This is a genomic window from Streptomyces lycii, assembly GCF_009735685.1.
Classification (GTDB): Bacteria; Actinomycetota; Actinomycetes; order Streptomycetales; family Streptomycetaceae; genus Streptomyces; species Streptomyces lycii.
Map to the genome: position 1 here is coordinate 1 of NZ_WHPN01000359.1, position 13,396 is coordinate 13,396.

The 13,396-nt window shown below is 70.3% G+C and carries 9 protein-coding genes; 5 read left to right on the plus strand and 4 right to left on the minus strand.

Annotation, left to right across the window (positions count from 1 at the left end):
• The 4 genes from GCU69_RS34425 to GCU69_RS23965 all read left to right on the plus strand — a co-directional run.
• Positions 1-3,555: RHS repeat-associated core domain-containing protein (locus GCU69_RS34425; RefSeq protein WP_156207140.1), on the plus strand; the 3,555-nt coding region annotated here is incomplete at its 5' end.
• A gap of 10 nt (positions 3,556-3,565) precedes the next feature.
• A complete protein-coding gene (locus GCU69_RS23955) occupies positions 3,566-4,120 on the plus strand; it encodes a hypothetical protein (RefSeq protein ID WP_156207141.1) in 555 nt (184 codons plus the stop codon).
• Complete coding sequence (locus tag GCU69_RS23960; RefSeq protein ID WP_156207142.1) at positions 4,117-4,836, plus strand: DUF4291 domain-containing protein; 720 nt, start codon at positions 4,117-4,119, stop codon at positions 4,834-4,836. The genes GCU69_RS23955 and GCU69_RS23960 overlap by 4 nt, the downstream gene beginning before the upstream one ends.
• A gap of 128 nt (positions 4,837-4,964) precedes the next feature.
• Entirely contained in the window at positions 4,965-5,759 is a 795-nt protein-coding gene (locus GCU69_RS23965) for a phosphotransferase family protein (RefSeq protein ID WP_176604640.1), read from the plus strand.
• Positions 5,760-6,185: 426 nt separating this feature from the next.
• On the opposite strand, the gene GCU69_RS23970 is transcribed toward GCU69_RS23965, so the two are convergent.
• From GCU69_RS23970 to GCU69_RS23980, 3 genes are all read right to left on the minus strand, one after another.
• Entirely contained in the window at positions 6,186-6,947 is a 762-nt protein-coding gene (locus tag GCU69_RS23970; RefSeq protein ID WP_156207143.1) for a GAF and ANTAR domain-containing protein, read from the minus strand.
• A gap of 5 nt (positions 6,948-6,952) precedes the next feature.
• Positions 6,953-7,684, minus strand: a complete 732-nt coding sequence (locus GCU69_RS23975; protein ID WP_156207144.1) for an ANTAR domain-containing protein — start codon at positions 7,682-7,684, stop codon at positions 6,953-6,955.
• A 64-nt stretch (positions 7,685-7,748) separates the two neighbouring features.
• The gene (locus GCU69_RS23980) at positions 7,749-8,141 is read right to left on the minus strand and encodes an STAS domain-containing protein (RefSeq protein WP_156207145.1); all 393 of its coding nucleotides are present in this window, start codon (positions 8,139-8,141) and stop codon (positions 7,749-7,751) included.
• Between the two features lie 1,599 nt (positions 8,142-9,740).
• On the opposite strand from GCU69_RS23980, the gene GCU69_RS23985 reads away from it, so the two are divergent.
• Positions 9,741-10,613 (plus strand): SigB/SigF/SigG family RNA polymerase sigma factor, encoded by an 873-nt coding sequence (locus GCU69_RS23985; RefSeq protein WP_156207164.1) that lies wholly within the window; start codon positions 9,741-9,743, stop codon positions 10,611-10,613.
• A 315-nt stretch (positions 10,614-10,928) separates the two neighbouring features.
• On the opposite strand, the gene GCU69_RS23990 is transcribed toward GCU69_RS23985, so the two are convergent.
• On the minus strand, positions 10,929-13,352 hold the full coding sequence (locus GCU69_RS23990; RefSeq protein ID WP_156207146.1) for a WD40 repeat domain-containing protein: 2,424 nt from the start codon (positions 13,350-13,352) through the stop codon (positions 10,929-10,931).
• Positions 13,353-13,396: the final 44 nt, after the last annotated feature.

Sequence of the window (13,396 nt, forward strand, 5' to 3'; positions counted from 1 at the left end):
GCCCAGGACCGCAGCGGCAATCCGCGGGTCGGCGACCCGGTCGATCCGGTCACCGGCGAGATGACGGTCGTCCAGACCGACGTCGAACTGCCCGGCGCGCTCCCGCTGACGCTGCGCCGCTCCCACCTGTCCGGCTACCGGGCCGGCACCTGGTTCGGCCCGGGCTGGGCAGCCACCCTCGACCAGCGGCTCGAACTCGACGAGCAGGGCGCCGTGCTCACCCTCGACGACGGCCGCCTGCTGGTCTACCCGGTGCCGCGGCCCGGCCGGCCCGTCCTGCCGTACGAGGGCGCCCGCTGGCCGCTGACCTGGGACGGCGGGCACGACGGGGCCGTGCGGGTCGAGATGCCGGAGACCGGTGAGACCATGGAGTTCGCGCCGGCCGCCGGCCGGGTGGGCGCGGGCGGCAGCACGGTACTGCCGCTGACCGCCCTCAGCGACCGGCGCGGTGACCGGATCACGTTCGAGTACGCCGCCGACGGCGCGCCCCGCGCGGTGCGCCACAGCGGCGGCCACCTGGTCCGGGTCGCGACCGGCGGCGGCCGGGTGACGGCCCTGAGCCTGGCCGGCGGCGGCCCCGACGGCGACCAGGTCCTGGTCCGGTTCCGCTACGACGCCGCCGGAAACCTCGCCGAGGTCGTCAACTCTTCCGGCCTGCCGCTGCGCTGGTCCTACGACGAGGCGGGCCGGATCACCGGCTGGACCGACCGGAACGGCTGCTGGTACCGGTACGAGTACGACGACCAGAACCGCTGCGTGCGCGCCACCGGCCCGGACGGCACGCTGTCGGCCGCCTTCGACTACGCCCCGGACGGCCGCACCACGGTCTACACCGATGCCCTCGGCCACCGGCGCCGCTACCACTACAACAGTGCGCGCCAGCTGACGGCCGAGATCGATCCGTCGGGCGCGGCCACCAGCAGGACGTGGGACCGCCACGACCGGCTGCGGTCGGTCACCGACGCCGGGGGCGCCACCACCCGCCTCGACTACGACCGGGCCGGCCGGCCGGTGCGGGTGACGTACCCGGACGGCCGGGAGTCCCGGACCGAGTACGACGAGCGGGGTTTGCCGCTGATCGTCACCGGGCCCGACGGCACGGTGTGGCGCCAGAGCTACGACGGACGCGGCAACCGCACCTCCGTCACCGACCCGGCCGGCGCCACCACTCGTTTCACCTACGACGCCGCCGGGCACCCCGCCGCCGTAACCGACGCGCTGGGGCGCACCACCCGCATCACCTGCGACGCGGCCGGCCTGCCGCTGACGGTCACCGACGCGGCCGGTCACACCACCACCGTCACCCGCGACGCGTTCGGCCGCCCCGTCACCGTCACCGATCCTCTCGGCGCGGTCACCCGTCTGGAGTGGACGGTCGAGGGGAAACCGGCCCGCCGCACCGCCCCGGACGGCACCACCGAGTCGTGGACCTGGGACGGCGAGGGCAACTGCACCTCCCACACCGACCCGAACGGCGGCACCACCCGTTTCGAGCACAGCCACTTCGACCGGCTCGCCGCCCGCACCGGCCCGGACGGGGCGCGCTACGAGTTCGCCCACGACACCGGACTGCGCCTCACCCAGGTCACCAACCCCCAAGGGCTGACCTGGGACTACGCCTACGACCAGGTCGGCCGGCTGATATCCGAGACCGACTTCGACGGCCGCACCGTCACCTACGCCCACGATGCGGCCGGGCGCCTGACGGCCCGCACCACTCCGCTCGGCCACCGCATCCGCTACGAACACGACGGCCTCGGCCGCCTGGTGGCCAAGGACGCCGACGGCGTCCGCACCGAGTACCTCTACGACGCCGCGGGACGCCCCGCAGGCGCCGCCTCGCCCACCTCCAGCCTCACCGTGGAGCGCGACATCCTCGGCCGCGTCCTGGCCGAGACGGTCGACGGCCGCACCACCCGCTACACCTACGACGCCGTGGGCCGCCGCACCTCCCGCACCACCCCGACCGGTGCGGTCACCGAACTGGCCTACGACGCGGCGGGCAACCGCACCGCCCTGACCGCCTCCGGCCACACCCTCGCCTTCGCCCACGACGCCCTGGGCCGCGAGCTGGAACGCTCCTTCGGCGCCGCGGGCCGGCCCGTCACCCTGGCCACCGTCTTCGACGCCCTCGGCCGCCCCACCGAGCAGACCCTGGCCGCGCAGGGCCGCCCCCTGCGCTCCCGCGGCTACGCCTACCGCCCCGACAGCCACCTCACATCCCTCACCGATCACCTCACCGGCACCACCCGCCACTTCGGCCTGGACCCGGTCGGCCGACCCCTGACCGTGACCGCCGAGGACTGGTCCGAGACCTACGCCTACGACGCCGCCGGCAACCAGACATCCGCCCACTGGCCCGACGCCGCCCCGCACTCCGAGGTCCGCGGCGAGCGCGCCTACGACGGCACCCGCCTGACCAGGGCCGGCCACGTCCGCTACACCTACGACGCGGCCGGCCGCACCGTCCTGCGCCAGAAGACCCGCCTGTCCCGCAAGCCCGAGACCTGGCGCTACGAGTGGGACGCCGAGGACCGCCTGGTCTCCTGCACCACCCCCGACGGCACCGTCTGGCGCTACCGCTACGACCCGCTGGGCCGCCGCACCGCCAAGCAGCGCATGACCGCCGACGGCGAGACCGCCGAGGAGACCTTGTTCACCTGGGACGGCACCCGCCTGGCCGAGGAGAGCAACACCGCCACCCACACCGTCCTGACCTGGGACCACGACGGCCACCGCCCCCTGGCCCAGACCGAACGGCACCTCGACCCCGCCCTCCCCGCCGACCAGGCCGAGACCGACCGCCGGTTTTTCGCCATCGTCACCGACCTGGCCGGCACCCCGACCGAACTCGTCGACGAGGCCGGCGAGATCGCCTGGCACACCCGCACCACCCTGTGGGGCACCACCACCTGGAACCGCGACGCCACGGCGTACACGCCGCTGCGCTTCCCCGGCCAGTACGCCGACGCGGAAACCGGCCTCCACTACAACTACTTCCGCCACTACGACCCCGAAACCGGCCGCTACACCACCCCCGACCCCCTTGGTCTGGCCTCCGCCCCCAACCCCGTCACCTACGTTCACAACCCCCACACCTGGACCGACCCCCTCGGCCTCGCACCCGACTGCGGGAACGGGGACGTCGTGACCGTCTACCGTAAGCAGACCGATCACCCGCTGAGTCAGCGGATACACATCGGAGACGGGGGCCAGGTGACGATCACGGGGAACGGAAAGCTCTACCTGAACATGAGCGGAGACATCAGGCACACCACCGAGTACCGCGGTGACGGCGGACAGATCGTCGCCTTCGACGTCCCCCGGGCGTACCGCGATGCCGTCAGAGCCGACGCCCTGCCCCAGAACAAGGTCGATGCGGTCCCGGACGGCTCCGCGTTCACCCGGCAGGAGTGGAAGCAACTCCTCAAGGAGTACCCCGAGATCTCCGATCCCACCAAGGGATCGGATCTCTACGGAATTCCGAACAAACTCATCGATCAGCTCAGGAATTCCATTGTCCCCGGCTCCGGACGCGTCGTTCAAGAAGGATGATTCCCACCCGATGATGCACAGCAAGGAAAGTCTGGAGGCGGAGGCGGAGCGTCTTCGGGGCCGCCCGGCCGCCGAATCGGCTCCGCCCGTCCTCAGCGAGTTCACAGTTGACCTCTCCGGTGCTCCGGCCCGGTACGCCGAGCGTCTTCGCTCGGTCCTGTCGGCCGCGGTGAGCCTGGGGGCCGCCGCCGACTTCGAGGAGGAGGAACTCCCCACCGAGGGCGTACCGGACTGGTTCGCCGCGGTCTGCGCACCGGGCGGAGAAGGAGCCCCGGACTTCGCGGGGAACGGGCGCGGCGCGTACGAGTCCCGTACGGGGAGCCGACCGTGGTCGCTCCAGGACTGGCTCTACCGGTTCGACCCCGATGACGACTCCAGGGGGTGGCAGTGGTGGGACGTCACACGAGCCGGGCCTTCCCGCGTGCACATCTGGGTCGACAGTTGGGGCGAGTCCTTCTTCGGATGCCAGGAGTTGCGCTGGGCGGCGTACACGGCCGGTGCCCTGTGCGTCGAAGGGCCCGTCGTGCGGCGTTCCGGCGCCTGGGCGGAGGAAACGCCGGCATGACGTCCCGTGAAAGGCCCGCGGACGCTCCGCTGCCCGTGGCGGACCGGCAGGTGAGAGCGCGTTTCACAAAGGAGACCATCACGGTGTACCAGGCGTACGCGCCGGCAATAGCCGAGGCCGCGCTCGCCGCCGGCACGTTCGTGGCCCCTTTCAAACGTGAACGGATGACGTGGATCAAGCCGTCGTTCCTGTGGATGATGCACCGCTCCGGTTGGGCCACCAAGCCGGGGCAGGAGCGGGTCCTCGCCGTAGAAATGACGAGGGAGGGGTTCGAGTGGGCACTCGCTCATGCGACTCTCAGCCACTACGCGCCGAAGGTCCACGCCGACGAGCGGACCTGGAAGGAGCAGCTGAGGGCCAGTCCCGTGAGGGTCCAGTGGGATCCCGAACGTTCGGTCACGCTGCAACCCCTGCCGTACCGCGCCATTCAGATCGGTCTGTCGGGTGAGGCCGTGGAACGGTATGTCGAGAGTTGGATCGTCCGGATCTCGGATGTCACCGGAACCGCCCGGGCGGTCAACCGCGACGTCACGGCCGGTCGCATCGACGAGGCAGCGGCCGGACTTCCACGGGAGATCCTGTACCCGCTGCCCGAAGGCATACGCGAACGCATCGGCGGCACACCGGTGGACCAGGGCCCGCCGGGGCCGAGCGCGACACCCTGCCCCTCGCGCGGTGTGCGGGGCCGTGACCGAGCGCCTTCAGCTGGCGGATAAGCGCTGTTGTGGGCGGGGCGGGACGGAGCGGTTTGGTTGGCGGACGTGTGATGGTGCCGAGTCCCGGTGGTCGGCACCCGGCCACGCTGGTTGGCATCGCCCTCGCTCATCCATGCCAGGATTCGAGGATGGAGATGACCGATGTCACGCGTGCGATCGCGGCTGCGACTTCCATCGCCGCATCGCTCGACCTGCCGACCGACGACGCCATCGTTCTTCACAACTCGAACAAGCTGGCACTGCGGCTGACGCCGTGCGACGTCCTTGCCCGGGTCGCTCCTGTGGGACAAGAGGTTGCACAGTTCGAAGTCGAGCTCGCTCAGCGGCTCGCCGGGGCCGGTTGCCCGGTGTGTCCCTTGGAGCCCCGGGCGGACCCGCGTGTGTACACCCGCGATGGCTTCGCAGTGACACTGTGGATCTACTACGAGCCCGTGACACCTCACATCTCACCAGTCGACTACGCCAAGGCGCTGGAGCAGTTGCACGCTGGCATGCGCGGGGTCGAAGTGCCGGGCCCGAGTTTCACGGACCGGATCACGGAGGCGGAAGGAGTTGTCGCCGACCCGGATCGCTCGCCGGAGCTCGCCGACGCGGACCGCGTGTTCCTCAGCGGCAGGCTGGCAAGCCTGCGACGAGCGATCGACGACCGCGGCGCCGTGGAGCAGCTGCTCCACGGTGAGCCGCATCCGGGCAATGTGCTCAGCACGAAGAACGGCCCGTTGTTCATCGACCTCGAGACGTGCTGCCGTGGGCCCGTCGAGTTCGATCTCGCCCATGTCCCCGAGGCGGTCTGCGAGCACTACCCGAGCGTTGACCAAGGGCTGCTGGACGTGTGCCGGCAGCTCGTCATCGCGATGGTCGCCGCGTGGCGTTGGGAGCTTGGCGACCAGTTTCCGAATGGGAGGCGATTCGGGGAGGAATAGCTGCGCCTGCCGCGCGAGGGTCCTCCTTGGCCGACACTCGACACCGTGACCGGGCGACTGGATGGTCTGTAGAAATTGCCGGCGCTCAGCCCCGTCACCCCGGCCGTTCATCCGCCCGCTGAAGTGCTCAGCCACGGGGGCTCACTGACCAGCACTGCTCGGGCGGGGACGGAGAGGACAGGCAGAGGTGCCGCGGGCCCGAACCTTGCGCATGACAGCGGGCGCCTCTTCGAGGTGGGTGCCGATCATTTCCGGGCATCGCCTCGGGACGGCGGGGAATGCCGGTGACGACGTTGATTGCGTGAGGATCGCCCTTTACGCGTTCACCCGCGTACGGGCGTTCCCCAGAGCGCTCGACCGAGGCGTAAGGATCTGGTTCGGGGCCCTGGAATGCCGGCAGCCGGTGAGCGGGGCGGGCAAACAGCCTCACTGTTCCGGGACACCGCTCGGGTGGCGAGTTGCCGGATGGGGGATCAGGTTGGTGTCGAAGTCGCCGTCGGCGATCTCGCGGGCGAGCTGTGCGAGCTGACGGTGGTGGGCGCGGGCGTAGGAGCGGAAGGCGGTGAATGCCTCATCGAGTGAGATGTGCCAGCGTTCCGCGAGGATGCCCTTCACCTGTTCCAGGACGATGCGGCTGGTGAGGGCGTACTGGAGTTGGGCACGCTCGATGTGACTGTGGTCCAGGGTGCGCTGTTGCAGGATGGCGATGGTCGCAGTGTCGGCCAGTGCCTGAGCAAGGGTGATGTCCTGTTCACTGAGGGGATCGGGGTCGGTCTGGAACAGGGCGAGTGCGCCAATGACGCGGCCGCGCAGCCGTAGCGGGAGTGCGTTGGTGGCCACGAAACCGGTCTCGTGAGCATGGGTGGCGAACAGCGGCCAGCTCTCTGTGGTCTTCGGATCGGTGAGATCGATATTGGTGCGTGCCCGACCGCTCTTGTAGCAGTCCACACAGGGCCCTTGGTCGTGCTGCAGGGCGAAGAGTTCCAGCAGCCGGGTATGTTCGTCGGAGGCGGCGATGGTCTGCAGGACTTCGTGCTGGTCGGCCAGCAGGATGCCGACCGCCGCCACGTCCAGCAGTTCCATGCAGCGCCCCGAGAGCTGCTGGAGGAAGTCGATGAGGTCGAAGTCGTCCGTCAGGGAGTCTGCGACCTCCACGAAGACCTCGGTGAGCCGTTGTTCGCGTGGCATGTCGATCAGTCCTTGTCTACGACGGTCGGGGGCGTGCCGTTGCCGTTGTGGTCCAGGCGGAGCCGCCGGTCCACCACGTCCTGGGAGATCTCGGTGATGGAACGCCCACTGCTGTAGGCATGTGCCCGCAGCCGGAGCAGGGCTTGGGACAGGGGCAGGGAGAGCTGGACGCTGACCATGCCCGTCGCCTGGTGGATCACGGCGTGCTGCAGCGTGGGCGGGGAGCCGGCCGGGTCCGGACCAGCCACACGTGACTCGCCGATGCCCAGGCACCGGGCGGTGAGCGTGTCGGCCAGGATCAGCGCGTCGTCTGCCTGCTGCGCCGTCAGCGGGCCCGGGGTGCGGTGTACGGCGGTCAGGACACCTGTGCGGATCGCGCCGATCCCCATGGGGAAACAGAAGACCGCCCGGGCCGGCAGGGCGGGGGCCTCCATGACCAGCGCGGGCCAGCGCGCAAGGCGGACGCCGGCCAGGTCGGGTACCCACACCATCGCGCCGGTACGGGCCGCCTCGAGCCCGGGACCCTCTCCGAGGGTGAGCTGAAGGTCCTCGAAGCGGCGCGTCGCGGCGTCAGAGCACCACAGGAGCTCGGTGAGGTCGCCCTCGGTGACCAGGGAGACCGCGAGGCCGTCCACGCCCAACGCGGCGGCGCCGACCGCGGTGACATCGGCGACCTGGCCGGTGCCGTCGTCGGACTGCAGCAGACGCAGAACCCCGACCATGCGGTCACTGATCACCCACCACCACCTTGTCCCGGGCTGCCGGGGCGGAGCGGGCTGTTGGCCATGCTTCCCGGCCCCGTCACGAGGCCGGCGACGTGGGACGCCCGTCGGCCAGGTCGTCCGCGACGTCGGCACACGACGCGGATACCAAGGGCCGGTCGTCGAGGAGGAAGCCGGTGGCGGTCAGATTCAGGAGGCGGGTCAGCATCGGGCTCGGGTGCCGCAGACACAGTGTCCCGCCGACCGTGGTGGTGCGCTGAGACGCGGCCAGGAAGGCGTTGAGACCGCTGACATCGCAGAAGGTGAGGAGAGTCAAGTCGATGTCGACCGTACGAATTCCGTCCCCCAGGCAGTTGTCGATCACCCCCCGCACCGAGTGTGCCGTCTCCAGGTCAAGTTCACCCGCCAGGGTGATGGTCGCACGGCTTCCACGGTCGCGCCGGTGGAATTTCAAGCTTGTGAGAACAGGCATGGTGCCTCAGTTCTTATGACCACCTGGTGCAGAGCCGGGCGGGCCTGGGATGTCGGCGACGCCTGGCACGTATTCCGCGTGGTCGGACTCCTTTACAGGTCAGGCATGAGCGACGGACGGTGCCCCTGTTGCAGGGCCGTGAACGATCGCTTCGCCTCGAACGTGGGCCTGTGGTGATCCAGACGTCCTGTCCACTCCCCGCAGGCATCACGACAACAGCCTTGGGCCACGTCGGGGTCTGGGACGTCCATGGCAGCATAGCCTCGTGCCCGCCCCCCGGCAGCCGTTCCCCGGCCACAGTCGTCCACCAACCCCGCGGCGCCCTGTTCCGGCGTCGGCGCACACAGGAATCCGCGGACCCCCGGGTATACCGTGCGGCTGATCGGGACCGGCAACCGGAGAACGGCGACGGGCGGCTGTTCTTCGCCGGTCGGCGTCCGTTTCAGGGAAGGCCCAGCCAGGACCGCAGAGCCGCCGTCCGTGCCACGGCTCCACGAGCGGCGGCGGGGCTTCTCCACCGACTGCATGATGTACGGCATCAGGCGTACTGGCCGGTGTGGCCCGGAGTTGGGCGTTCCGGGGCTCCTCACGCCTGAGGGCCATGCTCCCGGCGGCCCCGGCGGGACCGGTTGCAGCGGCGGCCCCGCCGGGCTCGATGATCACGGCAGCCCCGGTACTCGCGGTACTCGGAAGTGTCGCTCTTCCCCCGGTCCTCCGGACTGCCTCGTCGTGGCGCACGAAGACGAAGACGAGGACGGGCCCAGCCACCCACCAGAGCGAACCGGGGAAGCCCGGGCCGAACAATGCCGGGGTGAGGGGAAGCAGATGAACGAACACGGCGGGCCTTCCCGGAGCAGAGCAGAATATCGCTGCCGGGGGCCGGGGCCGCGTTCAGCAGCATAGCTCTCCATGGACGTTGCGTACAGGCCCCGTGAAAACGCTTAATGCCGCAGCCCGTTCACGAGACGGGAGGACGGCCGGCCCTCGACGCGGCCCCGATCCCCTGGCAGTGAAGCGAATCGACCGGCTCCTTTCCGGACATATCCGGCATCAGCGTGCGGACTCCACCCGCACGAGCGGGGCCGTTCCCGGACTTTTCCGGCTGGCTCCGACGGCACCTTGACAGAAGCTCCCACCAGGCATTCACTGACCACGACGGCGCAAGGCTGTGGTGCTCCGGAACCTCCGGACCAAGCCTTCATTTTCGCTTCGCCCTGACCCCGCGGAACGCAGGACATGTCCCTGTGACCGTGTGGAGGCAGTATTGCTGCTCTGGTGTTCTGTTATTGCTGACCCTGGTGGTGTTCGAGCCGGGCTTCACTGTGAACACCCGCTGACGGCCGTCGGAGTCACGCCTGCCGTCCGGGCCGTCGCCATGGCGATGCGCGGCCCCCGGAGCGGCGGGCGCCGCAGCAACCGAGGCCACGGGTGAGCCGCGCCGGTCTCCCGCACGCCAATCAGCAGACCACTGTGCCGACGCCTGTCGCCGGCCTCGTCTTCGACCGCGCCACAAAGCCTGAGCAGCAGTCCTCGAGCAGGCCGGCACGGCCCGTCCGCCATCACGCACCCAACTCGCAAGGCGTAGAGGTGACGACATCCATGCATGATGCAGGTACGTCAGTACAGCACGGAAAAGGGACACCATCCTCCGGTCACCACAACGGCCTGCCGTGGATCGAGGATACGAGGAAGGTCGTGCCCGGGGACGCACGGGCTCTGTCGAACGTGTTCTTCGACCGGCTCCAGGTCCTCGACGAGGGCACCCGCGAGCACCAGTACGCCCGGAACACGCTCATAGAGATGAACATCTCCCTGGTCCGGTTCGCGGCGAGGCGCTTCCGCAACCGCGGCTCCGGCGACATGGAGGACATCGTCCAGGTCGGCACGATCGGCCTGATCAAAGCCATCGACCGCTTCGACCTTTCTCGCGAGGTCAAGTTCAGTTCCTTCGCCGTACCTTACATCATCGGCGAAATCAAACGCTCTTTCCGCGACACCAGTTGGGCCGTCCACGTCCCCCGTCGCATGCAGGAAATGCGTGTCGATCTCGCCAGGGCGAAGGAAAGCCTCTGCCTCACACTCGGCAGGGATCCGACGGTCGGCGAACTGGCCGGGCATCTGGAGATCACCGCGGATCTGGTCAGGGAGGGGCTCATCGCCGCCCATGCCTACAGTGCGGACTCGCTGGACGTCCATCCGACGTCCGGGGACGAGGTTCCCAACGCCCGTGCTCTCGCCGACACCATGGGCGAGCCCGACCCCCGCATTTCGGTCATCGACAACCTTCGCTCGCTCGCTCCGCTCCTCGGCGAACTCGATCCACGGGAACGCCGCATCATTGATCTGCGCTTCGGCCAGGACATGACCCAAGCTCAGATAGGCAACGTCCTCGGCCTTTCCCAGATGCACATCTCCCGCCTCCTCTCCCGAATCCTGTCCGAGCTCCGCCGCGGCATGCTCGCCGATTCCTGAAAGCGGAACGAAGTGCACAGCGGTGGTGCCTCGAGACGCTGCTCCCCAGGCGTCGTCGAGTGCCCGGTCACCGCGGTCCTGTACGGCATCAGGGCGCGCCACCGAGCGGACGCCGCGTGGTGAGGCCCTGGAGGGCCGCGAGCCGCCCGGCGTCCGCGCGTGATGGCACCTGGTGGAGGGCAAGAAGTTCGCGCAGCAGCTGGTACGTGGACGCCCGGGTCCTCGCCGGCGTCAAGGCGTTCGAGGAGTTGGGCGGGCTCGTACCGGAGCCGGGGTGGGCGCGGGCGGACCGCCGCGGACGCCGCGGTCGTCCCCTCAGCTCTCCAGGGCGATCAGTCCGTCCCGCGTCCCGATGACGAGCAAGCCATCCATGGTCAGGAGGGCGTTGATCGGAGCGCCGACAGGGAGCGCGTGCACGAGTCCGCCCGTCCTCGGCTCCCAGAGGCGCAGCACTCCGTCCCGGCCGCCGGTCGCCACGACCGGCCGTCCTTCGCGCGTGAGACATCCGGTGACGGCGAGCCGATGCCTGCCGGAGGACAGGGAGAGGTCGGACGGTTCTGCGGCGGGCTGTGAACCCACGGCCAGCCTGGCGCGCACCCGGCTCTTGAGGGTGGTGTCCTCGGGGGACGGGTCCACCAGACAGGTGATCTCATCGCCCGTTACGGCCAGCAGCGGGTGAGCGCCGGGCCAGGTCACCGGTGTGACAGTGGTGCGGTGGTCGAGTTTGCGGCGCCAGTCGAGGATGCGGGCGCCGGTCGTGGGGTCCCAGAGCCTGATGCCTTCTTCGGAGCTGCCGAACAGCACCGTCCGTCCGTCCGGGAGGCTCAGCGCTCCGGCATCCAGCGGGTGGGCGCCCATGCCGAATCCCGATGTGCCCAGGCTCCGTCCCGAAGCCGGATCCCACAGCCAGAGACTCGAGCCGTCCCTGACGACCGCCGCGGTACGCCTGCGCCCGTCGCGCCACGGCACCGTGGCCACGACCGTCGGATAGGCGATCAGATGCATCCTCCGGAACGGATTGCGGCTCCGCATGGTGCGTACGACCCGGTGGGATTCGGGATCCCACAACCGGATGGGACGCTTCCCGTCTCCCAGCGCGAGCAGCGTCGGCCCGTCCGGCATCGGCACGGCGACCGGCCGGCCGGCGGAGTCCTCGAGGGGCTGAGCCATGGGCAGTCCGCTGGAGGCCTCCCACAGTTGGAGGGTGTTGTCGCTGTCGACGGACGCGAGGAGCGGCCTGCTCTGCCGGATGGCGCCCGGCCGGACAGGCATCGAGACCAGCTGGTCCACGGGACCGGCCAGCGGGTCCTCGATGTGGCCGGCTGACTCGGGATCCCAGAGCTGGACGGTGCCGTCCTCGCCGCCGCCCGCCACGAAGGCCCGCCCGTCGGCGATGTGGAGGCTGGTGAGTGCGCGCACGCCGCTGTTGTGGGCGGACATCGGCGCCCCGACGGGCGTGCCGGTCGTGGGGTCCCAGGCCCGCACCGTGCGGTCGCCGCCGACCGTGACCAGTGCGGTGCGGTTGTGCCTGAGGCGCACGGTGGACGCCCCCACCACGTCGGCGCCGTTGCCGTGCAGCCACTCGCCGACCTGTGTGGGGCCCTCCGGGTCGAAGAGCCGCACCACACCGCCGCCGCCCGCGGTGGCCAGGGCCTGGCGTCCGTCGCGCAGTTGCACCGTGGTCAGGGCCGTGAGCGTGCCGCTGTACCCGGTGAGGAGTTTCCACACCAGCTCGCCGGTGGCGATGTCCCACGCCCAGAGGCGGCCGTACATGAAATCGGTGGAGCCGTCGATCGAATCCAGGACCCGGGACGTGCCTCCGGCGACGAGCAGCGCCCGCCCGTCGGGCAGGGTCACCGGCGCCAGGACCCCGTCGAGGCTCTCCGCACCGTCGGTGATCGCCTGGGCCACCGTGAGCGACTCGGGCCCGATGAGTTCCGGACCGACAGGTTCACCGGTGAACGGGTCCCACAACCGGACGTTGTGGGTGTCACAGACCGCGATGAGCGAGCGGCCGCCGGGCTGACTCACCGCCTTCCAGGCAGGGGCACGGAATGTGCGTTCCCCGGGTGCGGCACCGGGGTCGAGTACGGACGCGCCGACCGTCGACCGGGCGACCGGGTCCCACAGGTGGACGGTCCGGCCGGTCCCGGCGGCCAGCAGAATCTCCCCGCCGGGTCCCGCGACGGTCTCCAGGGTGTGCACAGGACGGTCGTACGCCAGTTCCTCGACGGGAGGCATGGCGGCGTCCAGCACCGATTCCGAGTCCCACAGCCGCACCCTTCCGTCGTGCGTCCCGACGGCGAGAAGCTGCCGCCCGTCCGGCAGCGAGAACGCGCGCAGCGCCTCCACCGGGCTCGCACGGTCGGTGAGGATCGCCGGGAGAAGGTCGCGGCGCAGCCTGGTCCACCGCACGGACCAGGTGGCGTCGCCGCGCCGCGTTCCGGCCGCGGGCGCGGCGCCGACGAAGCGTGCGGTGGTGAGGGCGCGCACGGTCTCCCGGTCCTCGGGGGCCACCGACGCGAGCAGGTCGCGGGCCACGAGCGTGGCGGTGACGGGGTCCGGGAGGCCGGTGCGTCCGTAGCCGAGGCGCAGCGCCTCCGCCGCGACGGCCCGGGGGTCCAGGTGATCGAGTACGTGCGGGGCGTCGGCGAGTTCCTGCCAGGCGCCGGCTTCGGCGACGTGTCCGGCGAGATGGTGCGCGATGTACGGGTTGGGGGTCTCTGTCGCGGCGGCCATGAGGCCTTGGGCGATCCTGCGGTGTCGTTCCGAGAGGGGCCGTG